19 protein-coding genes are annotated in these 26,388 nt (G+C 66.5%); 6 read left to right on the forward strand and 13 right to left on the reverse strand.

Annotated elements, in window-relative coordinates; all coding sequences use genetic code 11:
* Positions 1–42 precede the first annotated feature (42 nt).
* Entirely contained in the window at positions 43–2,877 is a 2,835-nt protein-coding gene (uvrA, locus tag CAG31_RS23920; protein ID WP_085585818.1) for an excinuclease ABC subunit UvrA, read from the reverse strand.
* 191 nt (positions 2,878–3,068) lie between these two features.
* Between uvrA and CAG31_RS23925 the strand changes: the two genes are divergently transcribed.
* Positions 3,069–4,466, forward strand: coding sequence for an MFS transporter (locus tag CAG31_RS23925; RefSeq protein WP_085585820.1), 1,398 nt, complete (start codon positions 3,069–3,071; stop codon positions 4,464–4,466).
* 9 nt (positions 4,467–4,475) lie between these two features.
* Entirely contained in the window at positions 4,476–5,000 is a 525-nt protein-coding gene (locus CAG31_RS23930; RefSeq protein ID WP_085585822.1) for a single-stranded DNA-binding protein, read from the forward strand.
* Between the two features lie 216 nt (positions 5,001–5,216).
* On the opposite strand, the gene CAG31_RS23935 is transcribed toward CAG31_RS23930, so the two are convergent.
* The 7 genes from CAG31_RS23935 to CAG31_RS23965 all read right to left on the reverse strand — a co-directional run bounded on the left by CAG31_RS23935 (position 5,217) and on the right by CAG31_RS23965 (position 10,481).
* Complete coding sequence (locus CAG31_RS23935; RefSeq protein WP_085586010.1) at positions 5,217–6,374, reverse strand: glutathionylspermidine synthase family protein; 1,158 nt, start codon at positions 6,372–6,374, stop codon at positions 5,217–5,219.
* 2 nt (positions 6,375–6,376) lie between these two features.
* On the reverse strand, positions 6,377–7,066 hold the full coding sequence (locus CAG31_RS23940; RefSeq protein WP_085585824.1) for a DUF1190 domain-containing protein: 690 nt from the start codon (positions 7,064–7,066) through the stop codon (positions 6,377–6,379).
* 17 nt (positions 7,067–7,083) lie between these two features.
* Positions 7,084–7,509 carry a DUF350 domain-containing protein gene (locus tag CAG31_RS23945; protein WP_085585826.1) on the reverse strand — a complete coding sequence of 142 codons (426 nt, stop codon included), beginning with the start codon at positions 7,507–7,509 and terminating at the stop codon, positions 7,084–7,086.
* A gap of 13 nt (positions 7,510–7,522) precedes the next feature.
* Positions 7,523–8,173 carry a DUF2491 family protein gene (locus CAG31_RS23950; RefSeq protein ID WP_085585829.1) on the reverse strand — a complete coding sequence of 217 codons (651 nt, stop codon included), beginning with the start codon at positions 8,171–8,173 and terminating at the stop codon, positions 7,523–7,525.
* A 215-nt stretch (positions 8,174–8,388) separates the two neighbouring features.
* Positions 8,389–9,087: a PspA/IM30 family protein gene (locus tag CAG31_RS23955; RefSeq protein WP_085585831.1), complete on the reverse strand. Its 699-nt coding sequence runs from the start codon at positions 9,085–9,087 to the stop codon at positions 8,389–8,391.
* A 17-nt stretch (positions 9,088–9,104) separates the two neighbouring features.
* On the reverse strand, positions 9,105–9,773 hold the full coding sequence (locus CAG31_RS23960; RefSeq protein WP_085585833.1) for a YjfI family protein: 669 nt from the start codon (positions 9,771–9,773) through the stop codon (positions 9,105–9,107).
* A gap of 153 nt (positions 9,774–9,926) precedes the next feature.
* A complete protein-coding gene (locus CAG31_RS23965; protein ID WP_085585835.1) occupies positions 9,927–10,481 on the reverse strand; it encodes a cysteine hydrolase family protein in 555 nt (184 codons plus the stop codon).
* Between the two features lie 101 nt (positions 10,482–10,582).
* On the opposite strand from CAG31_RS23965, the gene CAG31_RS23970 reads away from it, so the two are divergent.
* From CAG31_RS23970 to CAG31_RS23985, 4 genes are all read left to right on the forward strand, one after another.
* Positions 10,583–11,578 carry a GlxA family transcriptional regulator gene (locus CAG31_RS23970; protein ID WP_085585837.1) on the forward strand — a complete coding sequence of 332 codons (996 nt, stop codon included), beginning with the start codon at positions 10,583–10,585 and terminating at the stop codon, positions 11,576–11,578.
* A 42-nt stretch (positions 11,579–11,620) separates the two neighbouring features.
* The gene (locus CAG31_RS23975) at positions 11,621–14,992 is read left to right on the forward strand and encodes a hypothetical protein (protein ID WP_085585839.1); all 3,372 of its coding nucleotides are present in this window, start codon (positions 11,621–11,623) and stop codon (positions 14,990–14,992) included.
* Positions 14,993–15,174: 182 nt separating this feature from the next.
* Positions 15,175–16,311 (forward strand): DUF3182 family protein, encoded by a 1,137-nt coding sequence (locus CAG31_RS23980; protein ID WP_085585841.1) that lies wholly within the window; start codon positions 15,175–15,177, stop codon positions 16,309–16,311.
* Positions 16,274–17,032, forward strand: coding sequence for a S9 family peptidase (locus tag CAG31_RS23985; RefSeq protein WP_085585843.1), 759 nt, complete (start codon positions 16,274–16,276; stop codon positions 17,030–17,032). Before CAG31_RS23980 ends, CAG31_RS23985 begins: the two co-directional genes overlap by 38 nt.
* 66 nt (positions 17,033–17,098) lie before the next feature.
* On the opposite strand, the gene CAG31_RS23990 is transcribed toward CAG31_RS23985, so the two are convergent.
* The 5 genes from CAG31_RS23990 to CAG31_RS24010 all read right to left on the reverse strand — a co-directional run bounded on the left by CAG31_RS23990 (position 17,099) and on the right by CAG31_RS24010 (position 26,105).
* On the reverse strand, positions 17,099–18,082 hold the full coding sequence (locus tag CAG31_RS23990) for a lysylphosphatidylglycerol synthase domain-containing protein (RefSeq protein ID WP_085585845.1): 984 nt from the start codon (positions 18,080–18,082) through the stop codon (positions 17,099–17,101).
* Positions 18,079–19,362 (reverse strand): cardiolipin synthase ClsB, encoded by a 1,284-nt coding sequence (gene clsB, locus CAG31_RS23995; protein ID WP_085585847.1) that lies wholly within the window; start codon positions 19,360–19,362, stop codon positions 18,079–18,081. Before clsB ends, CAG31_RS23990 begins: the two co-directional genes overlap by 4 nt.
* The gene (locus CAG31_RS24000) at positions 19,359–20,156 is read right to left on the reverse strand and encodes an endonuclease/exonuclease/phosphatase family protein (RefSeq protein WP_085585849.1); all 798 of its coding nucleotides are present in this window, start codon (positions 20,154–20,156) and stop codon (positions 19,359–19,361) included. Before CAG31_RS24000 ends, clsB begins: the two co-directional genes overlap by 4 nt.
* A gap of 323 nt (positions 20,157–20,479) precedes the next feature.
* Positions 20,480–21,685 carry an MFS transporter gene (locus CAG31_RS24005; protein ID WP_085585851.1) on the reverse strand — a complete coding sequence of 402 codons (1,206 nt, stop codon included), beginning with the start codon at positions 21,683–21,685 and terminating at the stop codon, positions 20,480–20,482.
* Between the two features lie 130 nt (positions 21,686–21,815).
* On the reverse strand, positions 21,816–26,105 hold the full coding sequence (locus CAG31_RS24010) for a DEAD/DEAH box helicase (protein ID WP_085585853.1): 4,290 nt from the start codon (positions 26,103–26,105) through the stop codon (positions 21,816–21,818).
* Positions 26,106–26,388 lie beyond the last annotated feature (283 nt).

Here is a 26,388-nt window from a genome sequence, read left to right on the forward strand (position 1 = left end):
CCGGCCACCTCACGGTGACCGGGGCTTTTTCATGCCCGGGGATCAGGCCCGGTCGCGGATCAGCAACGGTTTGAGGTAGTGGCCGGTGTGCGACTGCGGCATCTCGGCGACTTCTTCCGGCGTGCCGGTGGCGATGATCTGTCCGCCCTTCGATCCGCCTTCCGGCCCCAGGTCCACCAGCCAGTCGGCCGTCTTGATCACATCCAGGTTGTGCTCGATCACCACCACGGTGTTGCCGTGGTCGCGCAGGCGATGGAGCACGTCGAGCAGTTGCTGGATGTCGGCGAAGTGCAGGCCTGTGGTCGGCTCGTCGAGGATGTACAGGGTCTTGCCGGTGTCGCGCTTGGACAGCTCGCGGGACAGCTTGACCCGTTGCGCCTCGCCGCCGGACAGGGTCGTCGCCGACTGTCCGAGCTTGATGTACGACAGCCCCACGTCCATCAGCGTCTGCAGCTTGCGCGCCAGGGCCGGCACCGCGTCGAAGAACTCCCGCGCTTCCTCGATGGTCATTTCGAGGGTTTCGTGGATGCTCTTGCCTTTGTATTTGATCTCAAGGGTCTCGCGGTTGTAGCGCTTGCTCTTGCACACGTCGCACGGCACGTAGATGTCCGGCAGGAAGTGCATCTCCACCTTGATCAGGCCGTCGCCCTGGCAGGCCTCGCAGCGCCCGCCCTTGACGTTGAACGAGAAGCGCCCCGGCCCGTAGCCCCGGGAGCGGGACTCGGGGACGCCGGCGAACAGTTCGCGGATCGGCGTGAACAGCCCGGTGTAGGTCGCCGGGTTGGAGCGCGGCGTCCGGCCGATGGGGCTCTGGTCGATGTCGACCACCTTGTCGAGGTGATCCAGGCCCTTGATGCTGTCGTGCGGCGCCGCTTCCAGGGTGGTGGCGCCGTTCAGCGCGGTGGCGCTCAGCGGGAACAGCGTGTTGTTGATCAGCGTCGATTTGCCCGAGCCGGACACGCCGGTCACGCAGGTCAGCAGGCCGATCGGGATCTCCAGGTCGACGTTGCGCAGGTTGTTGCCGCGGGCGCCCTTGAGCGACAGCACCTGCTTCTTGTTGCGCGGTGTGCGCTTGGCCGGCACTTCAATCTTGACCCGGCCCGACAGGTACTTGCCGGTCAGGGACTCCGGATGCGCCATGACTTCGTCCGGCGAACCCTCGGCCACGATCTGCCCGCCATGGACGCCGGCGCCCGGGCCGATGTCCACCACGTAGTCGGCCAGGCGGATCGCGTCTTCGTCGTGCTCGACCACGATCACCGTGTTGCCGATGTCGCGCAGGTGCTTGAGGGTGCCCAGCAGGCGGTCGTTGTCGCGCTGGTGCAGGCCGATGGAGGGTTCGTCGAGGATGTACAGGACGCCGACCAGGCCCGCGCCGATCTGGCTGGCCAGGCGGATCCGCTGGGCCTCGCCGCCGGACAGGGTGTCGGCGCTGCGGTCCAGCGACAGGTAGTCGAGGCCGACGTTGACCAGGAACTGCAGGCGCTCGCGGATCTCCTTGAGGATCTTGTCGGCGATCTCGCCGCGGCGGCCGGTCATCTTCAGGTCGCCGAAATAGTCGCAGGCGTCGCCGATCGGCAGGTTGGTCACCGCCGGCAGGGTCTTCTCGCCGACCCACACGTGCCGCGCTTCGCGGCGCAGGCGGGTGCCGCGGCAATCCGGGCAAGCCTGGGTGCTGAGGAACTTGGCGAGCTCCTCGCGCACGCTGGCCGACTCGGTCTCGCGGTAGCGGCGCTCCAGGTTCGGCACGATGCCTTCGAACGGGTGCGAGCGCTTGACGATGTCGCCGCGGTCGTTGAGGTACTTGAAGTCGACGTTCTGCGAGCCGCTGCCGTGCAGGATGTACTTCTGGTGCTCGGCGGACAGCTGGTTGAACGGCTGCTCCAGGCTGAACCCGTAATGGGACGCCAGGGAACCCAGCATCTGGAAGTAATAGACGTTGCGCCGGTCCCAGCCGCGGATGGCGCCTTCGGCCAGGGTCAGTTCGCCGTTGACCAGGCGCTTGATGTCGAAGAACTGCTTCACGCCCAGGCCGTCGCAGGTCGGGCAGGCGCCGGCCGGGTTGTTGAAGGAGAACAGCTTCGGCTCCAGCTCGCTGATGGCGTGGCCGCAGACCGGGCAGGCGAAGCGCGCGGAGAAGATCATCTCCTCGCCCGGTTCGTCGTCCATCGGCGCCACCAGGGCGATGCCGTCCGCCAGCTTCAGTGCGGTCTCGAACGACTCGGCCAGGCGCTGCTGCAGGTCGGCGCGCACCTTGAAGCGGTCGACCACGACTTCGATCGTGTGCTTCTTCTGTTTGTCCAGCTTCGGCAACTCGTCGAGCTCGAAGAGCTTGCCGTTGACCCGGGCCCGGACGAAGCCCTGGGCGCGCAGTTCTTCGAACACCGACAAGTGCTCGCCCTTGCGCTCGCGGATCACCGGGGCCAGCAGCATCAGCTTGCTGCCTTCGGGCTCGGCCAGCACCAGGTCGACCATCTGGCTGACGGTCTGCGCCTCCAGCGGGATGTCGTGGTCCGGGCAGCGCGGCGTGCCGACACGGGCGTAGAGCAGGCGCAGGTAGTCGTAGATTTCGGTGATGGTGCCGACCGTGGAGCGCGGGTTGTGCGAGGTCGACTTCTGTTCGATGGAGATCGCCGGCGACAGGCCTTCGATGGTGTCGACGTCGGGTTTTTCCATCATCGACAGGAACTGCCGGGCGTAGGCCGACAGGGACTCGACATAGCGGCGCTGGCCTTCGGCGTACAGCGTGTCGAAGGCCAGGGACGACTTGCCGGATCCGGACAGGCCGGTGATGACGATCAGCTTGTCCCGCGGCAGGGTCAGGTCGATGTTCTTCAGGTTGTGGGTACGGGCCCCACGAATCAGGATCTTGTCCAAAGTGGCCTCGCTCGGCGGGCGTCGAAAACACAGGAGTATAAGGCTAAATACTGGATGGATGCACACTATCGGGCGAAGGGATTTTTCCCTTGCATGAAGAGAATTTCATCTGCACGCGTCATAGCGTCGCGATATATCCCGTCAATCGGTGGGACTGGTAGAATCGCCGCCGGTTCACACGAGGTTTTTCCATGCACGATCCCCACAGCGAACGCATGAGTGGCAGCGAGACCCGCGCGGCGAGCGGTCTGGCCCTGGTGTTCGCCTTCCGTATGCTCGGCATGTTCATGGTGCTGCCGGTGCTGGCGACCTATGGCATGGACCTGGCGGGAGCGACCCCGGCCCTGATCGGGCTGGCGATCGGCGCTTACGGCCTGACCCAGGCGCTTTTCCAGATCCCGTTCGGGATCATTTCCGACCGCATCGGCCGCCGGCCGGTGATCTACCTGGGGCTGGTGGTCTTCGCCCTCGGCAGCGTGCTGGCCGCCCAGGCTGATTCGATCTGGGGCGTGATCGCCGGGCGGATCCTGCAGGGCGCCGGGGCGATTTCCGCAGCGGTCATGGCGCTGCTCTCCGACCTGACCCGCGAACAGCACCGCACCAAGGCCATGGCCATGATCGGCATGACCATCGGCCTGTCGTTCGCCGTGGCCATGGTGGTCGGGCCGCTGCTGACCCGCGCGTTCGGCCTGTCCGGGCTGTTCCTGGCCACCGGCGCGATGGCGCTGGTCGGCATCGCGATCATCCTGTTCATGGTGCCGCGCTCCACCGGGCCGTTGAGCCACCGCGAGTCCGGCGTGGCCCGCCAGGCGCTGCTGCCGACGCTCAAGCATCCGGACCTGCTGCGCCTGGACCTTGGCATCTTCGTGCTGCACGCGATGCTGATGTCGAGCTTCGTCGCCTTGCCCCTGGCCCTGGTGGAAAAGGCCGGGCTGCCCAAGGAACAGCACTGGTGGGTCTACCTCACCGCGCTGCTGATCTCGTTCTTCGCCATGATCCCGTTCATCATCTACGGCGAGAAGCGACGCAAAATGAAACGAGTTTTGCTCGGCGCCGTGCTGACGCTGATGCTCACTGAGCTATTCTTCTGGCAGTTCGGCGACAGCCTGCGGGCGCTGGTGATCGGCACGGTGGTGTTCTTCACCGCGTTCAACCTGCTGGAGGCGTCCTTGCCGTCGCTGATCAGCAAGGTGTCGCCGGCGGGCGGCAAGGGCACGGCCATGGGCGTGTACTCCACCAGCCAGTTCCTGGGTTCCGCCCTGGGCGGGATCCTCGGCGGCTGGCTGTTCCAGCATGGCGGTCTGTCGGTTGTCTTCCTCGGATGTGCCGGCCTCGCTGCACTTTGGCTGGCCTTTGCTGTTACCATGCGCGAACCACCCTACGTGACGAGCCTGCGCTTGCCGTTGTCGCCCGAGGCGATCCGCGAAGCGGGTCTGGTCGAGCGCCTCAAGGCCCTCGTAGGGGTAACAGATGCAGTGATCGTCGCCGACGAAGCGGCGGTCTACATCAAACTGGATAAAGAATTAGTGGATCGCACCACCCTCGAACGCCTGGTGAACAACCCGGCCGAGGCGGCTTGCGAAGCCTAGGAGAACGTTATGGCCCGTGGGGTTAACAAAGTCATCTTGGTCGGCACTTGCGGCCAGGATCCCGAAGTACGCTACCTGCCCAACGGTAACGCCGTGACCAACCTGAGTCTGGCGACCAGCGAGCAGTGGACCGACAAGCAGACCGGCCAGAAGGTCGAGCGCACCGAATGGCACCGCGTGTCGATGTTCGGCAAGGTCGCCGAGATCGCCGGTGAGTACCTGCGCAAAGGTTCGCAGGTCTACATCGAAGGCAAGCTGCAGACCCGCGAGTGGGAAAAGGACGGCATCAAGCGCTACACCACCGAAATCATCGTCGACATGCAGGGCACCATGCAGCTGCTGGGTGGCCGTCCGCAGCAGGGCGACCAGAACAACTACCAGCAGGGCGGCGGCAACAACTACCAGCAATCGGCCCCGCGCCAGCAGGCTCCGCGTCCTCAGCAGTCGGCTCCGCAGCAGCGCCCGGCGCCGCAGCAGGCCGCACCGCAGCCGGCTCCGGACTTCGACAGCTTCGATGACGACATTCCGTTCTGATTCGCTGCTGCATCTGCGCTGAATGAAAAAGGCCCGTCGTTGAACACGACGGGCCTTTTTCGTTGGGGGGAGGCGGTGCCTTGGCTGTCGCCATCGCCAGCAGGCTGGCTCCCACAGGGTTTCGGGGTGAATGCACGATCTGTGTTCACCACAACACTGTGTGGGAGCCAGCCTGCTGGCGATGGCATCAATGAGACCACCACATGGCAGGCCCGCTCAGTCGAGGATCAGGTGCGGCAGGAACCGGCTCGAATCCTTGGTGATCAGGCTGTTGTCTTCCCGTACGCCGATCCCCGCCGGCTGGTCGCCGATCACCCAGGAGCCGATCAGCGTGTAGCTGTCGCCGAACTTCGGTAAAGGCGCGAGTTCCTGCAGGATGAACGGCGCATCGGTGTAGGGCCCGTCCTCTTTGACGGTCAGGCCTTCAGCGGTCTGCAGTTCGATGTTGGCGCCTTCCCGGGAGAAGTACGGCTTGCGCACCCAGCCCTTGGGCACCGCAGCGGCCGGGTTCGGATCGAGGTGGGCGGCCAGCAGGTTGGGATGGCCGTTGTGCATTTCCCACAGCAACGGCAAGACGCCCTTGTTGGAGAGGATCGCCTTCCACGCCGGCTCGAAGAACTGTGTGTCGCACTGGGCGATCGCCGCGCCGAACGGTTCGTGGAAGATGAATTCCCAGGCGTGCAGCTTGAACAGGTGGGGGATCCAGCGATCCTCCAGGTCGACAAAGCGGCCGTCGGCGCTCAGGCCGATGTCTTCGATGTCGATGTGGCGCGATTCGATGCCGGCCTTTTCCGCGATCAGGCGCAGGTAATCCGTGGTGCCCTTGTCCTCGACCGAACCTTTCATCGAGGCGAAATAGAATGGCCGTTTCAGCCGCAGATGGGCGAAGGCCTCGTGCAGCCGGGTGTCGATGCTGTTGAACTGGTCGGCGCGCGCCGGCAGCGTCCCGCGCGCGATGCCCTGTTCCAGCCAGCCCCACTGGAACGCCGCCGCCTCGTACAGGCTGGTGGGGGTGTCGTAGTTGAGTTCCAGCAGTTTCGCCGGGCCGTTGCCGCTGTAGGAGAAGTCCATGCGCCCGTACAGATGCGGATGACCTTCCAGCCAGGACGTTCGGATCATGTCGTAGTACGGTGCGGGAATGCTCAGGCGATCCAGCAGTTCTTCGCTGTGCACCACCCGATCCACCAGATCCATGCACATCTCGTGCAGTTCGGCGGTCGGGTCCTCAAGGTCGTTTTCGATCTGCGCCAGGGTGAAGCGGTAGTAGGCGCTTTCGTCCCAGTAAGGCTCATCGTCGATGGTGTGGAACAGAAAGCCGAGGCTTTCGGCCGTCTGTTTCCAGTCGGGGCGCTCGGCGCACAGGATCTTTTCCATGGTCAGCTGCTCGAGCGACCCCATCCGCCCCACCCGCTGCGGGCGCTGGACTGACTGCCGAAGCCGCCGCGGGAGGTGGCCGAGGCCACGTTGACCGGTTTGCGGTAGTCGCTGTCGTAGTCCTGCCGGCTTCTGGCCGGCGCCGATTCGATCCGCCGGTTCAGCGTCGAGGTGTCATAGGTCTGGCGCGTGTTGCGTTCGCGGTAGACCGGCGGCGGGCTGTAGGTCGAACGGCTGTTGCTCAACGCATTGCCGATCAGCAGGCCGGTGAGGAAACCGTTGCCCGAGCCGCCGGACGAGTGGGTGACATGGGTCGTTTGGGCGGCCTGGGCTTCGCCGGCCGGCATCGGCGCATCGGCGATCGCATCCAGATCCTGCACCGCTTCGCCGTTGCGCGGCACCTTGAAGCCGCCGAGCTTGGGCACGAACCGGCCGGCGGAATTCTTCTGACACCAGTCGGCGGCAAAGTCCGCGTCGCAGGCGGCCTTGTCGTCGTAGGCCGGGGCGATGCGCCGGTGTTCGGCCAGGGCCGCGACGTACGCATCCGAGCAGATGTCCGCCGCCACGTCGGCATCCACGCACTGTTCCACGCTCTGGAAGCTGCGCGGTTGCTCCACCGCACCTGCCTGGCCGGAGATGGCCAGCGCCACCGAGGCGGCCAGGGACATCTGGACGTACTTGCTTCGTTTCATCACAGGCTCCCTGCCGGTCAGTTGGACGGTGTCATGCACGCAGCGTTGAGCATGCCCACGCTGATCGCCACGGCGGCGACATAAATGCCGGAGGCGATTTCGCCGTTGGCGATGCGCTGGGACGTGCCCTTGAGCACCAGGCCGGTGGCCAGGAACGCCAGCAGTTGAACGGCAGCGGCGATCACCGCCCAGAGGACGAAATCCAGGAGGTTGATCGAGTAGGCGATGACGTTGCTGGCCGGGATGGCGAAACCGATGATCGCGCCGGACAGGGCGATGGCCGCCGCGCTGTTGCCGGCGCGGATCAGCTCGAATTCCTTGTGCGGGGTGATGCGGGTGTAGACGAACTGAAACAGCATGAACAGCAGCACGGCGCCGATCAGGTAGACGACGAAACCGACCAGTGCGGTCTTGTTCAGGGAAACGGACAGCGCTTCCAGCATGGCAAACTTCCTTTTAAACGGTGCTCAGGTCGGTGGTGTACAGCGAGATGCCCAGCGAGGTGCTCAGGCTGACGGTGCCTTCTTCGTCCTGTTCGACGGAGAACAGCAGCAGTTCGCGACGCTCGGTCAGGCCGGTTTCCCGGGCGTAGAGCATCGAGTGGTGTTCGATGGTGTAGGTTTCGTCCGGGTTGGCGACGTGTTCGGTCAGCGGCACCAGCTCGGTCTGGCCGCGTTCGGTGCCCCACTCACGGCTGAACGACACGCCGTCGAGGGAGTAGGTCGGCAGGCCGACGGGGCTCTGGGCGCCGGCCAGGCGTTGCAGTTCCGCGTCGCTGTTGACGGTCACGTAGTCGACGTAGTTGAACAGCGTCACCGATTCGATCTGGTCGTCGCCGGTCACGTGGACCTGCAGCCAGAAATCTTCGTTGTCCAGGTAGTAGCGGTGCAGCTTGTTCGACTGGCCGAGGTCGATCCAGCCGGCGCTCCAGATCGCCTGGGCGTCGGGTACCCGCACCGACGAGCTGCCGTCGAGCAGAAGCCCCAGGGTCGAATCGAAACGGATTGCCTTGCCCTGCGCCAAGCCGAGCGGGCCGTCTGACGGTCCGGACGCTTGCGGTGCCGTCTGCCAGTTGCTGGTGCCCAGCAAGTCTTTGAACCATCCCATGGGTACTGTCCTTGAGGCGGGTGGAGGTGATCGTCAGCGAAAAACGCGGCTAGTGTACCGGGCTGCGGGCTGAACGAGCAGAGGGATTTGCCGATGGGGGACTGATTGAGGCGGTGGTTCCGCCGGCGCCATCGCCAGCAGGCGGGCTCCCGCCGGTTCCGGATCTTGCGCAACGCTGTGGGAGCGAGCCCGCTCCCACAGGTGGTGCAGGCGGTTTACTGGGCCGACTTCTGCTTCAGGCGCTCAAGGATCGCGTTGGCGCTGCCTTCGTTCGGCGTGATGCCGGCTTCGCGCAGCTTGCGGTCCAGGTCGTTGCCGGTCGAGGCATCGGCCAGTTCGTCCGCCGCGCTGAGCTCGGCGGCGCGCTGTTGCTGCTTGGCCTGCAGACGGTTCAGCGTACCGACGGCGGTCTCCAGCTTGCCGTTGGCGCCGCCGCTGGCGATGGACGCGCTGACCTGGGCCTTCTGCACGCTTTCGCGGGCCTTGGCCATGTCCACTTGCTGGCGCAGGCTCTTGATCCGCGCCTCGGCCTTGTTGATGTCCTTGCGCATGTTCTCGGCGTAGGTGCCGAACTCGTCGCTTTGCTTCTTCTCGGCGTCGAGGTCGTTGGTCAGGGTCGAGATCGCTTCGGCCACTTCCAGCGCCAGGTCTTCGCGGCCGGCGTTCAGGGCCGACACGGCCTTGGCTTCCAGGTCCTTGATCTTGGCGTCGTACTCGCTCACGCGGTCGGCGGACAGCTTGTGCTTGGCCATGATGGTGACCAGCTCGCGGCGGGCGTTGGACAGGGCGCTGTCGGCATCGCGGATTTCCTGGTCGAGGATGCGCAGGGCCTGCTGGTCGACGATCGCTTCGCCGACTTCGTTGGCGCCGCCGCGCAGTGCGGTGAACAACTTGCTCCAGATGGACTGAGTCATTGGATTTTCCCTGTTGGTTACTTGAAGAAGTGCGCGAAGGCTTCGCTGGCGCGCTGCACGTTGTCGACCAGGGTCTTCACCTCGGTGACCACGTTGGTCAGGCTCGACTCGGCGCTGAGGGCGCCGAACATGTTGTAGACGGTCTGGCCGTTGGGCATGGACTCGATGCCGATGGACGACAGCGGGAACATTTCCCGGCTGCGCAGCACGGCGTCGTTGAAGGCGCGCACGTCGGTGATCGAGTCGATGTCCACCAGCACGGTATCGACGATGATCTGCGCACCGGCGATGGCGATGTGAATCGGCAGGCCGCCGAAGTCGTTCATCTCCAGCTTGAGGCTGGGTTCGGAGCTCTGGATCAGAGACAGCGTGATCTCCTGCGAAGCGACCTCGTCCAGCGCCTTGAAGGCGGTGTAGAGGCTATCGATGTTCCAGTTGTTGCCTGCGCTCATGTAATTCTCCGACATGAATGAGCCAGCCAGAATCGGTTGGCGTAGCTGTTGCTCCATTTGCTTGAGCACGCCCCGGTTCTCGGGAAGCACCCAAGCTTCGTGTTTCACATAACCGGCGGCCGCCAGGCCCGCGCGCATCTGCTTCATGTAGAAGCTCGACGGTTTCTTCGCGGACGGTGTCGAGCGCACTCCCTTCGGGCTTTTCGGTTCCGCATCGGGGGAGCGGCTTTTCATGGCGATGACTCCGTTATGAACATCTCACGCGTGAGCCACACTACAGCCAATCCAAAGTGCCATCAATGGCTCACGCGTGAGATTTTTTCCGCTGCACGAAAGAAGGCCCGCAACAGGGCGGGCCAAGGTTTTTCCGGTTGTTTCAAACAGTGGTCAGCGGTTGGCCGACAGGAACTCGGCGGTGGACACCACGCTGGCGTAGGCAAAGGCCAGCGACGCCATGAAGGCGGCATGGACGTGGTCGGCCGGCACGGTGAGGCCGTTGAACTCCAGGTCGCGGGTGGCGCAGGCGTCGTGGATCACCGTGACACCGTAGCCCAGGTCCGCGGCGGCCCGGGTGATGCCGTCGATGCACATGTGGCTCATGCTGCCGACCACCACCAGTTCCTTGATGCCTTGCCCGTCGAGCAGCGCCTGCAGTTCGGTGTCGCGGAAAGCATTGACGAAATGCTTGAGCACCACCGGCTCGCCGGCGCGGTTGAGCACTTTGGGGTGCAGCTTGGCGCCGTCGGAGCCGGGGGTGAAGAACGGCGCGTCGGCGGAGGTGAATTCGTGGCGGATGTGGATCACCGCGTCGCCCGTCTCGCGGAACGTAGCGAGCAATTGCGCGGCGTTGTCGGCGGCGGCGTCGGCGCCGGTCAGCGTCCATTTGCCTTGGGGGAAGTAGTCGTTCTGGATATCGACTAGGATAAGCGCTTGCTTGGCCATGGGTGTGTCCTCGAAGGTTGGCGTGTCTGTGGGTTCAGTATTGGCGACGGGGCGCGTTCCGAGGATTGGCCGCCCCGACATTACACAGGGGAAAACTGACAATGGGCGCAGATAGGGCCGTCGTCGAGCTCGGGGTGCTGATCTACCCCGGCGCGCAGATGGCGGCGGTGCATGGCCTGACCGACCTGTTCGCGGTGGCCGACGCCATCGCCGCCGAACATCAGACCGTGCAGCGCCCGCTGCTGCGGGTCAGCCATTGGCGGGCGGCAGACGAACATGCGCCGGCGCGGGTCTACGACAGCCGCCCCGGCCCGGATGCCGGGCTGGTGGCGGTGACGATTCCTCCCTCCATCGGCGGCTTCGATGCGGCGACGGTGCCGGGCGGGCTGATGCCGTGGATACGGCAGCAACACGCGGCTGGCGCGACGCTTGGCGGTGTCTGCGTAGGCTCCTGGCTGCTGGCCGAAAGCGGCCTGCTGGACGGCCGCCGCGCCACCGCCCACTGGACGGCAGCCAAGGCGTTCGCCGAACGTTATCCAGCCATCGAGCTCAAGGCCGACACGCCGATCGTCGATGACGGCGACCTGATCACCACCGCCGGGCTGATGGCCTGGTCGGAACTGGGGCTGCGGCTGGTCGACCGGTTGCTGGGGCCGAGCGTCGCCAGCGCCACCGCACGGTTCCTGGTGGTGGAACACAGCGACAGCGCCAGCGAATGCGGCAGCAACTTCGCGCCGATCCTCAACCATGGCGACGCGGCGATCCTCAAGGTGCAGCACTGGCTGCAAGGCACCGGTGCGACCGATGTGTCGCTCGCGGCCATGGCCGAACGCGCCGCCCTGGAGGAACGCACCTTCCTGCGCCGTTTCCGCGCGGCCACCGGCCTGAAACCCACCGAGTACTGCCAGCACCTGCGGGTGGGCAAGGCCCGGGAGCTGCTCGAATTCACCAACGGCACCATCGACCATATCGCGTGGACGGTGGGGTATCAGGACCCCGGCGCGTTCCGGGGCACGTTCAAGAAGATCACCGGACTGGCGCCGAGCGATTACCGGAAGAGATTTGGTAGCATGCCGCCATCACCGGGCCGTGCTTGACGGCCATCGGCCCCGACTCAGGCGATACCGACAAGGATGTTCATGAACGATTCTCCCGACAGCAACCCACGAGGTTCCGCCGGCGGCGCCGCCAGCACCGGCGGGGCGGTCTATGCCGGCTCGGTCGGAGCATGGTGCGCCGTCGAGATGCTGCTGGGCCATGCGGCGTCGTTGCCCTGGAAACTGAGCGACCGGCACAGCATTGTCTCGATCACCTGTGAGAGCTCCACGCAGGTTGACGACCTGGTGCTGCGGCTGCTGCCCGAAGGCTCGGTCTACATTCAGGTCAAGCACGGCCTGGTGATGGGGCCTGAGTTCAAAAAGGCGATGGACCAGATGGTCCGGCAGTTCTGGAGCGACGGTTTCTCCCGCACCGAAGATCGGCTGGTCATCGCGACGGACTCCTCCGCGTCGGGCACGGTACGGGTGGCCGTGCAGCAAGTGCTGAACACGTGCCGCGATCTGGCCAGCGACGCAAAGCTTGAAGGGTGCGTGACCAGCGAGGCGACGGGGGCGGCGTTCAAGCGGTTGAGAACCTGTTTCGTCGACGAGTCGAAAAGACTGAAAAAGACGGATGCGGACATCGAGGAGGGCTTTCGCGGGTTTCTGGGCTGCACCCACCTGTCGGTCTTCGACACGCTCCTGGATCTGGAGCAGCATCACGCGATAGAGAAACTGCGTCAGGTCGTCGATCCGCAGCAGGCTTCGCAAACGTGGACCCTGTTGAATGTCACCTGCCTCGACATGGCAAAAAACCGCAAGTCCGTGGATCGTCCCGGACTCTGGAACATCCTGCGGCGCGAGCGCATCGATGTGTCCCATCACCGGTTGTCGTTGGCCGGGATGCAGGTTCGGCTCGAAGACATACTCCGGGGCATGACCGAGCAGCGGATCGACCAATTGCTGGGGCTGGGGAAATTCATACCCCATCTTTATGTGCCGCGCGTGGATCTGGATCGGCACCTGGAACAGTTCTGCGAGGCGCCCAGCTCCTTGATGGTGATCGTGGGCGGCTCGGGTCAGGGGAAAACTTCCTGGTGCGCGCAACGCGGCCGAACCGTGACGAAACGGCCGACCCTGCTGATCGGGGCGGAAAGCCTGGCGGTCGGCGATGCGAGCCTGAATGACAGTCTGAGCCGGCTCATCGTCGGGTATGTCCAAGAGCACGGCGGTTATCCGCTGCAAGCGCCCGAGCTGGCGCAGTGGCTCAAGCACACGCCGCTGCTGGTGATCATCGATGGCCTGGACCGGGCGTCTTCGTTCAGCGGGCATCTGAGCCAATGGATGGACGCCAGCCTGGCGCAACTGACCCAATCGCAACTGCAACTGGTGCTGACCGGGCGTCAGGAAACGATGGATCGCCTGAAGGCCCCGCTGGAGCTTTCTTCGTTGGTCTATCGACCGCAGAAGGGGGGCTGGCAAATCCGGCTCCAGGAATTCTCCAAGGAGGAGGCTTTCGCCGCCGCCGTTCTGTTGGGGGATGTCGGACTCGCGCGCTACCGGCATCCGAGCATGATGTCGTTCTGTGCGCAGATCCGCGCGCGCAGTGACGTTGAGCTTGAGCAGACGCAGATCTTCGATCGTTTCATCGAACATCGCATGAGTCAGGTGATCAATGAACACACGATCCTGGAGGAACAGTTGAGCCTGTTTGTCGAGCGCCTTTCGCGGGCCTTGGCGAATTCGGAGCAAGGGGTGCTGGCCAAGCAAGAAGTGTTTGGCATGCCCGGCTTCGACCCCTCAGCCTATGAGGCCCTCAAGCGGGCCAACTTCATTGTCCAGAACCAAGGTGTGTTCCGCATCGAGCCGGACGAGATCTCGGAGCGCCTTCAGGGGCACCATGTGGATGTGCCGCAAACCATCGCCGGGCTGGATCGGGTCAAGGCGTTCCCCCTGAAGGTGGGCGCCTTGCGCTTTGCCCTGGCTGACCTGGCCCGGCGCGATGCGGGTCGGGCCATCGAACAACTTGAGCACCTGGTCGAGTACGCCGGGCATGAGCGCTTCGGCATCGCCCGCAGCCTGGTCTGTTCGACATTTGAGGCGTTGTCCGATTGGCGCTCGCTGGAGCCTTTGGCGACGAAGCTGGGTGAGGGCTACACAGGCAACAGCATCCTGATGCTGCTTGAGTCCGACAACGCATTGCTTGACTTGATGGCATCAGGGCGATGGAGCGCCGAACAACGGGTTCGTCTGCTCTGGACGCTGGCGAAGACAGAGACGGGAAGTGAGTGGCGCCAGAGGCATTGGAGACGGATTGACCGGGAGCCGAACTTCCGTGTGACGCCCTGGCGCGAGCGGATGCTGGCCGCCGTGCGGGAACCGCAGTCCGATGCCTGGCGTTTTCTGATTGAGCGCTTCGACTCGGAGGCGGCCTTCGGGGATTACGACGAGGCCAACCTCGGGCACCTCGCCCGGGGGCTGTTCTTTCTCGGCGCCGAGACCTGCATCTGGGCAGCGCTCCAGGCTTTGACGCAGTCAGAGGGCAAGGAAAGCGCGGACATGATGGAAATGCTCGCCAGAGAATACGCCGGGCAAGTGCTCGGCCTGATGGCGCAAGTGCAGGCTTCGGCCCTGTTTGGGGTGAGGCACAAGCAGGCGCTGGCCCGGGGCCTGTCAGCACTGCCGGTCCCCCCGGAAATCGCGCAGGCCGCATCGGGGTTGATGGAGGCAACGGACGATCCCGAGCTGCGCACCACCTGTCTGCGCATGCTGGCGCGAGGAGGCGATGCGGCGTCGGTGTGGAAACTGATCAACGCACCGGGTTTGGCTGATGTCGATGTGGCCGTGTGCCTGAGTTATTCGGGCACGCAGTTCCAGGCATTCGCCGAGCGTGTGTTCGAGCGGGTGCTGCAGCGCGAAGCCGAAGTGCAGGCCTTGAGCGGATTTCATTACGGGCTGGGCAAGCCTGAACAGATCGGTGCCCGTTTCGCCGTGCTGGCGCCGCTTTTCACGCAAGTGCTTGTGCGGTTGCCCGAAACCGCGAATCCGGTGGCGCGGATCCTTGAGAGCTTCATTCGCGAAGCGATCGATCACGACGCGACATGGCCCGGCGTGTTTGAGCTCGCTGAGCGAGTCCTGCTCTCGGAAGACGTGAATGCGCGGCGAAAAATCCTTTACGCCTGCACCGGGGAAGACTCGGATACGCCGGGCATCGAGGGGCAGCGGTTGCGTACCCGAATAATCGACACGCTGGTCGAGCGGGAGACGGATCCCAAGAACCTCGAACTGTTGCAGGTGAAACTGCTGTCCGATCAGATCGGTCACCCCGATGTGCCGCGGTGGCTCTCTCGGATGATGAGCAAAGATGCCGGCGTGCCCAGTGAGGATACGGTCATGCAGGCTGGATGGAATGCGGATGCTCAGCGAATCGAACACGTCGTGAATGCGGCGCGGTCTCTTCTGTGGAACGAATAGGCTGTGTGACCCTTCGTGCAGAATGCCGTGCACTTTCGGCGAGTCGTGCAAAATGCGACAGGCGCAGCGCCATCAGCCCATGGGCGGGCGCCTGAATCCGTTGGTTTTTTTCGAGGGCGGCACCTGGCCTGATCCCTGCACCGCTTCCGACTGAATCCATCGAACCGCCGGAAGGGGAGCCCATGGCCCCGACATCCCGCAGGAAACTGGTGGTCGCTCATTCGGTGCGGCCCGATGCGCCGCAGCATGAGGTGCAGACCAACACCGCGCTGGCCCGTTGGCTGGCGCAGATACTCGGGCTGAAGTTCGGCGGCGCCTTCGATCCGGCCAGGCACCGTGGCCGCGACCTTTACCTGCTGCCGACCCAGACTGTCGTCGGCTCTGAGGCGGCTCGGAACCTGGGCATCCACGGCCCGGACGACCTATGGGGCGGCTACGTCGAGCACGATTTCATCTGCACCAAAGCCATCAGCCACGGACTGCGCAGCCATCAGGCCCATGCGCCGGCGGGGTGGTCGCCGCTGTTTTCCGAGCGGGTGCGCACGGTCGTGCTCGACGGCCTGAGCGTGTTCGCCCTCGAAGATGCGCGGCCCGCCGCCGAGCACCTGCTGTACGGCGGGCCGATCCGCCTCAAGCCGATCCACGCCTGCGCCGGACGGGGACAGGAGGTGATCGCCAGCCTCGACGCCCTCGACGAAGTCCTCGCCCGGCCGGACGCCGCAACGCTGTTCGGCGACGGCGTGGTGCTGGAGCAGGACTTGAGCGAGGTGGTCACCCACAGCGTCGGCCAGTCGTTCATCGGCGATACGGTGCTCAGTTACTGCGGCGATCAGTACTTGACCGAAGACGCGTCAGGCGAAGCCGTCTACGGCGGCTCGAACCTGCTGGCGGTGCGCGGCGGCTACGAAGCCCTGCTGGCGCTGGATCTGGCAGATGACGTGCGGCTGGCCGTCGGCCAGGCCCAGGTGTTCGACCGCGCCGCCGATGAGGCGTACCCGCGCTTCTACGCCTCGCGTCGCAACTACGACATCGCCCAAGGCCTGGACAGCGCCGGCAAGCCGCGCAGCGGCGTGCTGGAGCAATCCTGGCGCATGGGCGGCGCGAGCAGCGCTGAAGTCGCGGCGCTGCAGTGTTTCATCAACGATCCGCAGATGCCGGCGGTGTATGTCTCATCCGTGGAAACCTACACCGACCAGGCCCTGCCGGCGGACGCCATCGAGGTCTACCGGGGGCCGGCGGAGCACAGCGGTTTCCTCCTCAAATACGTGACGGTCAACGCCTATGACGGCCAGAAGCGAAAGCATTCAAATCGACATTGACGACGAACAGATGAGCGGGACGTTCCTCAGTCCCAAATCCAAGGTGCCCGGCGTGCTGTTCGTGCACGGTTGGGGCGGCAGCCAGGAGCGTGACCTGGAACGGGCCAAGGGCATCGCGGGGCTGGGCTGCGTGTGCCTGACCTTCGACCTGCGCGGCCACACCGGCGGCACCGGCATCCCCTTGAGCCGGGTCACCCGCGAAGACAACCTGCGCGACTTGATCGCGGCCTACGACCGACTGCTGGCCCACCCGGCGCTCGACACCTCGGCCATCGCCGTGGTCGGCACCAGCTACGGCGGTTACCTGGCGGCGATCCTCACCTCGCTGCGCCCGGTGCGCTGGCTGGCGCTGCGGGTGCCGGCGCTGTACCGCGACGAGCAGTGGCACCTGCCCAAGCGTGACTTGGACAAGGCCGACCTGCGCGACTACCGCGCCACGTTGGTGCCGGCCGGCAGCAACCGGGCGCTGCACGCCTGTTCGCAGTTCACCGGGGATGTGCTGCTGGTGCAGTCGGAGACCGACGACTACGTGCCCCACGCCACGATCATGAGTTACCGCGCCGCGTGCCAGCAGACCCATTCGCTGACCCACCGCATCATCGACGGCGCCGACCACGGGCTGAGCGATCCGGTGTCGCAGCAGGCCTACACCTCGATCCTGGTCGACTGGATCACCGAGATGGTGGTGGGTGAGCGGCTGAGCATCATCCAGTCCCGCTGAATCAGGCGTAATGCCTGCTGGCGCCATCGCCGGCAGGCTGGCTTCCTCGGAACGATGACGCCGTCCTCAGGAGGCCTTTCTCTCGATCCGCAGCGCCTTGGCCTTGGCCTCCACCACCAGGTACATCACCACCGTGATCAGCAGCGGCAGCAGGAAATAGATCGCCCGGTACGCCAGCAGCCCCGCCACCAGGCTGCCCCGCGACGCCTCGTGCTGGAGCAGGGCGACGAACACCGCCTCCAGCACGCCAAGCCCCGCCGGAATGTGGGTGACGACCCCGGCGATCGCGCTGATCAGCAGCACCCCCAGCACCAGCGGATAGTCGAGCTTGCCCGGCAGCAGGGTGAAGATCACCGCCGCCATCAGCGACCAGTTGAAGGCGCCCAGAAGCAGTTGCAGCCCCGCCATGCGCAGCGACGGCAAGTTGATTTCCACGCCCCGCACCGACCATTCCCGGCGCCGGGAGAACCGGCACGCCGCCAGGTAGCCGGTGCTGGCCAGCAACAGCAGGGCGCCCACCCCTTGCAGCGCATCGCTGCTCAGTTTCCAGCCCGGCGGCATGCTCACCAGACCGCTGCTGAACACGACGCCGGCGATGGTCATGTAGCCGAACCAGTTGGTGGCCAGGCTCAGGCCGAGGATCTTGGCGATGTTGCCCTTGCTGACGCCCAGCCGCGAGTACAGCCGGTAGCGCATGGCGATGCCGCCGACCCAGGCGCTGAGGTTGAGGTTGAAGGCGTAGCTGATCAGGCCCACCGGCAGGATCTGTTTCCAGGTCAGGTCCTGGCGGATGTAGGTGCGGCCGATCAGGTCGAAACTGGCGTACACCAGAAAGCTCAGCAGCGTCAGGCTGGAGGCGATGAGCAGCGTGCGGGCCTTGAAGTCGGCCAGGGTCTGCAGCACCTCGGCCCATTCGATGCGGCTGGCGAACATCGTCAGCAGCACGATCAGCGCCAGGAAGAACAGCAGCGTCAGCGGGCGCTTCCAGCGGTGCCAGCGGGAGCGGGCCGGCGCTGCCGGATGCGCCGCTTCGGCAGTCGGGCGGCTCATCGGATTTCGCTGCCGGGTGTGTGGGTGAACGGCGCCAACCTGGGCTTGTGCGCCGGCAGCCAACCGGCCATGGCCGGGAAGTGGCGCAGGAAGTGGAACACCAGCAAGCCCACGGTCATGCGCCAGAGCCGCCCGCGCGGCACGCTGGCGGGATCGACCGCCCGGCAGTGGTCGCGGCTGAGCTGTTCCAGGTGCTCGTGCAGTTCGCGGTTGAACGTGCGGTCGCGGATCAGCACGTTGGCCTCCAGGTTCAGCGACAGGCTCAACGGGTCGAGGTTGCTCGATCCGACGGTGCTCCAGTCCTCGTCCGCCAGTGCGACCTTGCCGTGCAACGGGCGCTCGCAGTACTCGTGGATCTGCACCCCGGCCCGCAGCAGGTAGTCGTAGGTCAGGCGTGCGGCGAGTTTGGCCACTTGCATGTCCGGCTGGCCCTGGAGGATCAGCCGCACCTCGACGCCGCGCCGGGCTGCATTGCGGATCTCGCGCAGCAGCCGGTAGCCGGGGAAGAAGTACGCGTTGGCGATCACCACCCGGCGCCGGGCGCTGCGCAGCACCTGCAAGTACACGTCTTCGATGTCGCGGGGGTGCCGGTCGTTGTCGCGGAACACCAGGCGCACCTGGCCGTCGTGCCCGTCCAGGGCCAGTTGCGCCCGGCGGTCGCGGCGGCGCAGCCACCAGAACCGCGCCCGGCCCGGGCGGCCGCTCTGCAGCAGGGCGAAGTGGTGGATGTCGGCCACCGCCGGCCCCTGGATCTGCACCGAATAGTCCTGCTTGGCTTCGGGGCCGAAGTCCGCCAGGTGGTCGCCGGAGAAGTTGATCCCGCCCATGAACGCGATTTGGCCGTCGACCACCACGATCTTGCGGTGCAGGCGCCGGAACCAGTTGGTGCGGATGCCCAGGCGCTTGGGCGCCGGGTCGAAGATCTGCAGGTGCACGCCGGCCTCGCTGAGCGCCGCGAGGTAGCCGGCGCTCAACTCGCCGCAGCCGAACCCGTCGAAATTGACGGTGGTGCGCACACCGCGCCGGGCGGCGTCGATGAGGATCTGCTGCAGTTCGAGGCCGACCTTGTCCTCGAACACGATGAACGTCTCCAGCAGGATTTCGCTCTGAGCCCCGCGCAACGCGGCGAACACCCGGGGGAAGTAGGCTTCGCCGTTCACCAGCAGTTCGACCCGATTGTTGCCTTGCCAGCCGTAGTCGACCTCGACGGCGCCGGGCTCGCGCACCGGGGCGGCGGGCAGGGACGCAAGTGTGGATTTCTCCAGCGGTGCGCTGCTCATGCTTCGATCTCCACGGACAGCGGCACATGGTCGGACAGATGTGACCAGGGCCGGTTGGCCAGCACTTGTGGGCGGCTGGCCTTCAGGTTGCGCACGTAGATGCGGTCCAGGCGCAGCGCCGGCAGGCGGGCGGGAAAACTGCGTGCGGGTTTGCCGTGGCGCTCGGCGAACACCTCGCGCAGGCCACAGGGCCCGAGCAGCGCATCGGCCTGCTGGCGCCAGTCGTTGAAGTCGCCGGCGACGATCACCGGCGCGTCGTCGGGCAGTCCGGCCAGGTATTCGGCGAGCCGCATCAACTGGCGGGTGCGGTGGCTTTCGCGCAGGCCCAGGTGCACGCAGAACGCATGCAGTTCACGGTCGTCCCCCGGCAGGCGCAGCACGCAATGCAGCAGCCCGCGGTTCTCGTGGCCGCTGATCGACACGTCGAGGTTGTCATGGCGCACGATCTGGAATTTCGACAGCAGCGCATTGCCGTGGTCGCCCTCCGGGTACACCGCGTTGCGCCCGTAGGCGAACTGCGGCCACAGGCTGTCGGCGAGGAACTCGTACTGCGGCATGGTCGGCCAGTCGGCGAAGCGCTTGGGGTGGTGTTCATGGGTGCCGTGGACTTCCTGCAGAAACACCACGTCGGCGGACACGCTGCGCACCGCTTCGCGCAGCTCCGGCAGGATGAAGCGCCGGTTCAGCGCGGTGAAACCCTTGTGGGTGTTGACGGTGAGCACCGTGAACCGGCACGTGGTGACGGACACCGTGGCCTGCTCGTCGGTGACGCCGATCGGCTCAGGGATGCTCATGGCCGCACCCCGCGATGCCTTGGGTATTCGATTGGATTCGCCGCCATGCCGTCCTCCCGTCCGAAGGCCGTTTGCAGGCCCTGTCTGTGGAGGACTGGCGTCATGACGGGAAAGTTTCGGCGGGGCTACGGGCGGTAGGACGCCCCTGGGGGGCCTTCGCTGGCAACATCGCCAGCAGGCTGGCTCCCACAGGTTCAGCTGCCCCCCGCAATTCCTGTGGGAGCGGCGGTGCGACGACTCGACTTGCCCGCGATGACGGCGGCTGGTCGGGCCTCAATGCCTCAGACCGCTCGTCATCGCCGGCAAACAGCAGCCGGGAGAACTCAGTGCCCGATGACCACGCGGCCCGCCGTCGGCTCGGCCTGCACCGGCCCCAGGCGATCCAGCCGACCGCTCCACGCCGTCAGCGCCAGGGCCGCCAGCACCACCAGGCCGCCGATCCATGCGGTGTGGATCAGGCCCAGGTGTTCGACGATCAGCCCGCCGCCCCACGCCCCGCCGGCGATTCCCAGGTTGAACGCGGCGATGTTCAGCCCCGACGCCACGTCCACCGCCCGTGGCGTGTGATGCTCGGCCTGGCGCACCACGTACACCTGCAGGCCCGGCACGTTGCCGAACGCGACGGCGCCCCACACCAGCACGGTGGCCAGGGCCAGCCATGGGTTGGCGGCGGTGAAGGTCAGGGCGAACAGCACGGCGGCGAGCAGGGCGAAGATGATCTTCAGGGCGCCGATGGGCCCGCGCCGGTCCGCCAGACGGCCGCCCCAGAGGTTGCCCGCCGCGACGGACACGCCGTACACCAGCAGCACCAGGCTGACCGCCCCGGCGCTGAAGCCGGAGATGTCCTGAAGGATCGGCGCCAGAAAGGTGAAGGCGATGAACGAGCCGCCGTAGCCGATGGCGGTCATGGCGTACACCAGCAGCAGGCGCGGCTGCTTGAGCACCTGCAACTGCTGCACCAGCGACGCCGGTTGGCTGTGGGCGATGGACTTGGGCACGTACAGCAGGCTGCCGATGAACGCGACCACGCCCAGCGCCGACACGGCGAGGAAGGTTTCGCGCCAACCGAAATGCTGGCCGATGAACGTGCCCAGCGGCACTCCGGTGACCAGCGCCACGGTCAGGCCGGTGAACATCACCGCGATCGCGCTGGCGGCCTTTTCCTTGGGCACCAGGCTGGTGGCGATGGTCGAGCCGATGGAGAAGAACACCCCGTGGGCCAGGCCGGTGACGATCCGCGCCAGCACCAGCGACTCATAGGTCGGCGCCAGCCAGGCCAGCAGGTTGCCGAGGGTGAACAGCACCATCAACGACAGCAGCAACAGCTTGCGCGGGACTTTGCCGGTGAGGGCGGTGAGCACCGGAGCGCCGACGGCGACCCCGAGCGCGTACAGGCTGACCAGCAGCCCGGCGGACGGCAGGCTGACGCCCAGGTCGGCGCCGATGGTGGGAAGCAGGCCGACGATGACGAACTCGGTCGTCCCGATGGCGAATGCGCTGAGCGTCAGCGCGAGCAAGGCAATGGGCATGACTGCACTCCGGTAGGGAATTGGATGGAGCGCAGTGTCGGGGTTGGGGCCTTGCGGAAAAATACAGGGGCGGGCATTTGATATTTGCCGGCGAAGCAAAGATCCCGGCGCACCCCGTGACCGGGCGTTTCTAGCGGTGCTGGATCAGTTTGTTGCGCAGCGCCGTCATGTCGTCCGGCGCCAGCTCCAGCCAGTACTGCTGTTTGCCTGCGATCTCGGCGGCGGCTGGCACGCCGTCTCGGTACACCAGCCGGTTGCCCGCCAGCGCCGGCACTTTCGCGCCCGGCAACAGGGTACCGGCCAGGTTCAGCGGGTCGACCCCGCACACCGCCACCAGGCTGCCGTCGTGGGGCCGGCGGCGGACCTCGCGCAGCAGCGGGATCGCTTCAGGCAGGGCGAACTGCTCGCCCGCCAGGCCGCTGACGAAGCGCCCGCCACGGATTTCGCCCCGGGCCTCCAGGCGATGAAAGGTGTGGAGCAGCTCGCGCCAGCTCGGCAGCCAGTCCGCTTCGCGCTCCAGCAAGCGCCAGAACACCACGCCGTAGCGGCGCAGCAGGGTCATGGCGATGTGTTCCAGGGCTTTGGGTTTATCCACAGGCGCGCCGCGCCGCAGCAGGGCCCAGCGTCCGGCATCGTCCATGCCGCCGGCGAAGGCGCCGCGCCCGCGCCGGTGGCTGCGTTGCGGGCGTTTGCCGGCCGGAGCGGTCAGCGCCCGCAGACCGGCAAAGCTGTCGGCGTTCACCAGGCCCGCGCCCACCAGTTCCTGCAAGGCGATCTCCAGTTCCGAACGCAGCAGGTGCGCTTCGTGGATCAGTTCGTCGAAAAACAGCGCGCCGTGCAGGCTCAGGGCCTCGAACACTTTTTGGGCTTTGGGCGACAGTTCATCGCTCGGCGTCTGCTCGGTCAGCCCGCTCCACAGCCCCACCCGGCTGCGCGGCAGCAGCACCACCGGCGTGCTGCGCAGGGCGCTGGCGCCCGAGGCCGGTCGGGCGTTCAGGCGCATCCACACCTGTTTGCCGCTGCGGCACAGCTCGTCCAGCCAGCCCGGCGAATAGTCCTTGAGCCTGGCCGGCAGCAGGTCGCTGTCCCAGGCCGACGCGGCCGCCGGGTAGCCTTCGAACTGGGCGACGATGGCCGGCAGCACGGCGTTGCCCTGGCCTTGGGTGGCGGCGGACAGGTGCTGCCAGTCGAACAGGAAGCGCATGAAGTCCTGCAGCGTCACCGGTTCGATTTCCCGGCGCAGGCGCTTGACCGTGTAGCGATGGATCCGCGCCAGCAGGTGCCGCTCGCACCACTCTTCGACGTCCAGCCCCGGGGTGAAACGGCCACGCAGCACATAGCCCTCGTGCTCCAGCCGGGCCAGGGCCTGCCGGATGAGCGAGGCCGGCTGCGCCAGCGGTTCGCCGATGGCCTCCACCGGCAACGGGCCGAAGCCGCCGAGCCGGGCGCGGATCACCTCGACCAGCGCGTCATCGGCCGTCCAGGCTTCGTCGAAGCCGGGCAGCGGCTCCAGCGCCGGATGCCGTTCGGCCTGTGGATAAAGCGCCAGCAGACAAGCGAGGCGTTCCCGCGCCAGCCACAGTTCCTGCTGTGCACCGATCCGCAAACGGCAGGCGCGTCCGCTGTCGGCCAATGCCTCCAGCCATTGCGGCCAGCGTGGATCGGCCTGGGCCTCGCGGTCGCTGACGCAGGCCAGGCTCATCAGCGCTTCGTGCATTTCGTCGAGGTTGCCCGGTGCCGGCCAGGCCTCTTGCGCGACGGCGGCAATCGCCTCGGCGTCGAGGGCGCCGAGGTCGTCGGTGGACTGCGGATCGCTCCAGCGGCGGTTGAGCACCGCCTGGGTGCGGCGCTCCTCCAGCGGTGCGTCATCGAGGAAGGTGTAGGGGCGGGCGCTGAGGATCTCGGCGGCCAGCGGCGAGGGCGCCGGCAGGTCGCGGCTGACCAGGCGCACGTCGCCGCGCTCGATGCGCCGCAGCAGGGCGAGCCAGCCTTCGGTGTCCATCGCTTCGTGCAGGCAGTCGTCGATCGTCTGCTCGACCAGCGGATGGTCCGGGATCTCACGCTCGCCGGCGAGGTTCTCAAGGCAGGCGATCTGGTCGGGAAACACGCTGGCGATCAGGTCTTCGCTTTTCATCCGCTGCAGCTGCGGCGCGACCTTGCGCCCGCCGACGAAGCGCGGCAAGGCCAGCGCCACCCCGGCGTTCCAGCGCCAGCGCACGCCGAACAGCGGTGCGTCCAGCAGCGCCTGGATCAGCACGTGTTCGGCGCTGTCGCTGCGCAGGTAACGCCAGACGTCGTCGAGGGTGAAGCTGTGGCTGGTGGACAGCGACAGCACGATGGCGTCTTCGCTGGCGGCCGCCTGCAGCTCGAAGTTGAAGGTACGGCAGAAACGCTTGCGCAGGGCCAGGCCCCAGGCGCGGTTGATGCGGCTGCCGAACGGCGAGTGGATGATCAGTTGGGTGCCGCCGGACTCGTCGAAGAAGCGCTCCATCAGCAGCGTGTCCTGGGAGGGCAGGGCGCCGAAGGATTGGCGGGCGCGGGCCAAGTAGTCCACCAGTTGCTCGGCGCTTTCGGGGTTCAGGCCGAGGGTCGCGGTCAGCCAGTCGAGGGTCGGTTGCAGGTCGCCAGGGTGGGCGCCGAGCAAGGCGTCGAGCTGCGCGTGCAGGCGGGCCACCGCCGCCGACAGTTCGGCGCTGCGTCCCGGCGCTTCGCCGAGCCAGAACGGGATGGTCGGCGGCTGGCCCTGGGCGTCCTCGACCCGCAGCTTGCCGGTCTCCACCCGCAGGATGCGGTAGGACGTGTTGCCGAGCTGGAACACATCGCCGGCGATGCTCTCCACGGCGAAATCTTCGTTGACGCTGCCGACATTCAGGCCCTGGGGCTCCAGCAGCACGCTGTAGTCGGCGTTGTCCGGGATGGTGCCGCCGCTGGTCACGGCGGTCAGCCGCGCGCCGCGCCGGCCGCGCAGGGTGCGGCCGACGGCGTCGCGGTGCAGGTAGGCGCTGCGGATGCCCTGGCGGCCGTTGTAGCCTTCGGCGAGCATCGTCAGCAGCGCCTGATAGTGCTTGTCGTCGAGGCCGGCATAGGGTTCGGCCTGGCGCAGCAGCGTCAGCAGCGAGGCTTCGTCCCATTCCCGGCAACTGACTTCGGCGACGATCTGCTGCGCCAGCACGTCCAGCGGCGCTTCGGGGATATGCAGACGGTCGAGTTCGCCCCGGCGCACGCAGTCGAGCAGGGCCGCGCATTCGATCAGGTCGTCGCGGGAGGTGGCGAACAGCCGGCCCTTGGGCGTGCCGCCGACCTGGTGCCCGGAACGCCCGACCCTTTGCAGGAACGCGGCGATCGAGCGCGGCGAGGCGATCTGGCACACCAAGTCGACCTCGCCGATGTCGATGCCCAGCTCCAGCGCGGCGGTGGCCACCAGCACGCGCAGCTCGCCGCGCTTGAGCCGCTGTTCGGCCTCCAGCCGCGATTCCTTGGCCAGGCTGCCGTGGTGCGCCGCCACCGCGTCCTTGCCCAGACGCTCGCTCAAGTGCCGGCTCAGGCGTTCGGCCAGGCGCCGGGTGTTGACGAACACCAGGGTGGTGCGGTGTTCGCGCACCAACGTGGCGAGGCGCTCGTAGACCAGTTCCCAGACGTCGTTGGCCATCACGGCCGACAGCGGCACGGGCGGCACCTCGATGCCCAGGTCCCTCGGCCGGGCGTGGCCGATGTCGATGATCTCGCAGGGGCGGCCATGGCCGGCCAGGAACCGCGCCACCGTCTCGATGGGCGTTTGGGTGGCCGACAGGCCGATGCGCAACAGCGGCTCCGGACACAAGGCCTGCAAACGCTCAAGGCTCAGGGCCAGGTGGCTGCCGCGCTTGCTCGCGGCCATGGCGTGGATCTCATCGACGATCACCGTGCGCACGGTGCCGAGCATCTGCCGCCCGGACTCCGAGCCGAGCAGCACGTAAAGCGATTCGGGGGTGGTCACCAGAATGTGCGGCGCGCGCTTGCGCATCGCGGCGCGGTCGTTCTGCGGAGTGTCGCCGGTGCGCACGGCGGTGGTGATCTCCAGCGCCGGCAGGTCCATCCGGCGCAATTGCTCGGTGATGCCCGCGAGCGGATCCTGCAGGTTGATGCGGATGTCGTTGGACAACGCCTTGAGCGGCGACACGTAGACCACCAGGGTCGCGTCCGGCAGCCCGTCCGGGTTTTCCAGGCCACGGCGCACGAGGTCGTCGAGCACGGCGAGGAAGGCGGTGAGGGTCTTGCCGGAGCCGGTGGGCGCCGCGATCAGGGTCGAACGGCGCTGGCGGATCAGCGGCCACGCGCGGGCCTGGGCGGCGGTGACCGTCGGGAAGGTGCTGGCGAACCAGGCGCTGACGGCGGGATGAAAGCCTGCCAGGGCGCTGTCGGCGGGGAGGGGCAGATTCATGGGGCCAGTTATGCGGGCGGGCGTTCGAAGATGCAAGTACCGCTGGAGATCTTCGGCGACACCGATCGCCGGCAGGCTCCCACAGGTTTTCGGGGGGACGACGCCCGTCCCTTGTGGGAGCCAGCCTGCTGGCGGTGGGGCCTGCCGCCGCACCACAAAACCGGGGGGATCTACACTTTGCGGGTGACGGTTGCGCACTAAACCCGCAAAATGCAACGATTCCGGCAATGACCGGCGGCGGCGCCAGCCGCGCCGCCGCCATCGCCATGTTTCCCATCAGACT

The organism is Pseudomonas sp. R25(2017), assembly GCF_002112565.1.
GTDB classification, from domain to species: domain Bacteria; phylum Pseudomonadota; class Gammaproteobacteria; order Pseudomonadales; family Pseudomonadaceae; genus Aquipseudomonas; species Aquipseudomonas ekonensis.

Excerpts from the sequence above, each read along its gene's own strand:
- CAG31_RS23980 (WP_085585841.1), top strand. The coding sequence starts at position 15,175 with ATGGCCCCGACATCCCGCAGGAAACTGGTGGTCGCTCATTCGGTGCGG.
- CAG31_RS23940 (WP_085585824.1), bottom strand. The coding sequence starts at position 7,066 with ATGAAACGAAGCAAGTACGTCCAGATGTCCCTGGCCGCCTCGGTGGCG.
- CAG31_RS23975 (WP_085585839.1), top strand. The coding sequence starts at position 11,621 with ATGAACGATTCTCCCGACAGCAACCCACGAGGTTCCGCCGGCGGCGCC.
- CAG31_RS23960 (WP_085585833.1), bottom strand. The coding sequence starts at position 9,773 with ATGAAAAGCCGCTCCCCCGATGCGGAACCGAAAAGCCCGAAGGGAGTG.
- CAG31_RS23955 (WP_085585831.1), bottom strand. The coding sequence starts at position 9,087 with ATGACTCAGTCCATCTGGAGCAAGTTGTTCACCGCACTGCGCGGCGGC.
- CAG31_RS24010 (WP_085585853.1), bottom strand. The coding sequence starts at position 26,105 with ATGAATCTGCCCCTCCCCGCCGACAGCGCCCTGGCAGGCTTTCATCCC.
- clsB (WP_085585847.1), bottom strand. The coding sequence starts at position 19,362 with ATGAGCAGCGCACCGCTGGAGAAATCCACACTTGCGTCCCTGCCCGCC.
- CAG31_RS23945 (WP_085585826.1), bottom strand. The coding sequence starts at position 7,509 with ATGCTGGAAGCGCTGTCCGTTTCCCTGAACAAGACCGCACTGGTCGGT.
- CAG31_RS23930 (WP_085585822.1), top strand. The coding sequence starts at position 4,476 with ATGGCCCGTGGGGTTAACAAAGTCATCTTGGTCGGCACTTGCGGCCAG.
- CAG31_RS23925 (WP_085585820.1), top strand. The coding sequence starts at position 3,069 with ATGCACGATCCCCACAGCGAACGCATGAGTGGCAGCGAGACCCGCGCG.
- CAG31_RS24000 (WP_085585849.1), bottom strand. The coding sequence starts at position 20,156 with ATGAGCATCCCTGAGCCGATCGGCGTCACCGACGAGCAGGCCACGGTG.
- CAG31_RS23950 (WP_085585829.1), bottom strand. The coding sequence starts at position 8,173 with ATGGGATGGTTCAAAGACTTGCTGGGCACCAGCAACTGGCAGACGGCA.
- CAG31_RS24005 (WP_085585851.1), bottom strand. The coding sequence starts at position 21,685 with ATGCCCATTGCCTTGCTCGCGCTGACGCTCAGCGCATTCGCCATCGGG.
- CAG31_RS23935 (WP_085586010.1), bottom strand. The coding sequence starts at position 6,374 with ATGGAAAAGATCCTGTGCGCCGAGCGCCCCGACTGGAAACAGACGGCC.
- CAG31_RS23965 (WP_085585835.1), bottom strand. The coding sequence starts at position 10,481 with ATGGCCAAGCAAGCGCTTATCCTAGTCGATATCCAGAACGACTACTTC.
- CAG31_RS23990 (WP_085585845.1), bottom strand. The coding sequence starts at position 18,082 with ATGAGCCGCCCGACTGCCGAAGCGGCGCATCCGGCAGCGCCGGCCCGC.
- CAG31_RS23985 (WP_085585843.1), top strand. The coding sequence starts at position 16,274 with ATGACGGCCAGAAGCGAAAGCATTCAAATCGACATTGACGACGAACAG.
- CAG31_RS23970 (WP_085585837.1), top strand. The coding sequence starts at position 10,583 with ATGGGCGCAGATAGGGCCGTCGTCGAGCTCGGGGTGCTGATCTACCCC.